The organism is Nostoc sp., assembly GCF_036917975.1.
GTDB lineage: Bacteria > Cyanobacteriota > Cyanobacteriia > Cyanobacteriales > Nostocaceae > Nostoc.
Window position 1 is genome coordinate 1 of the sequence record NZ_JBALEJ010000088.1, and the last position, 902, is coordinate 902.

A 902-nucleotide genomic window follows, 5' to 3' on the forward strand; every position below is an offset into this window, starting at 1 on the left:
TTGGGATGCGATCGCATTGCCACTGGTCATTATGCCCGAATTAGCTATGACGAAGCAACTGGACGTTACCAATTATTAAGGGCTATTGACCGCAACAAAGACCAGTCATACTTTCTCTATGATTTGTCTCAAGATTTACTTGCAGCAACCATATTTCCTCTGGGCGAACTAGAAAAAACTGATACTCGCCGCATTGCGACTGAATACGGACTGAAAACTGCTGATAAACCAGAAAGTCAAGACTTATGCTTAGTGGAAAGTAACGGTTCCATGCGGGCATTTTTGGATAAATATTTAGCTCCCAAAACAGGCGATATTGTCGATACCACAGGCAAAGTTTTGGGACAGCATGATGGTGTCCATCATTACACCATTGGCCAGCGCAAAGGCTTGGGGATTGCGGCTGCCGAACCGTTGTATGTGATTGAATTAGATGCGGAAAATAATAAAGTAATAGTAGGCGATCGCACTAAGGTAACTCAGCCAGAATGCACTGTAAATCGGGTAAATTGGGTTTCTATTACTGAACCATCCACCCCAATTCATGCCGAAGTGCAAATTCGCTATCGTTCAACGCCTACACCAGTAACAGTGATTCCGTTGGAAAACTCTCGTGTGCGTTTGGTATTTGATGAACCCCAAATTAGCATCACCCCTGGACAAGCGGCGGTTTGGTACGACGGCGAGAAAGTCTTAGGTGGCGGAATTATTGAACAGTTTAGTTGAATGTCATCCGCATTTTGGCTTCTGCCAAAACCGCCCTTCCTCACTTGTCAGGAGGGGTCTTTTTATTTTTAAATTGGATATAAACCTCGTCCATCTTGAAAGCTGGAGTTTTGTAACGCATCGGGCTATCCTAAGTTTTAGAAGTGGTGATTGAGGTTGGTACAAGAATGTTAAGC

Annotated in this window: 1 protein-coding gene; it reads left to right on the forward strand. The window is 44.0% G+C overall.

Annotation, left to right across the window (positions count from 1 at the left end; translation table 11 throughout):
• Positions 1-726, forward strand: a 726-nt coding sequence (mnmA, locus tag V7K76_RS28845) for a tRNA 2-thiouridine(34) synthase MnmA (protein WP_334779318.1), incomplete at its 5' end; no start/stop codon positions are given.
• Between the last annotated feature and the right edge of the window lie 176 nt (positions 727-902).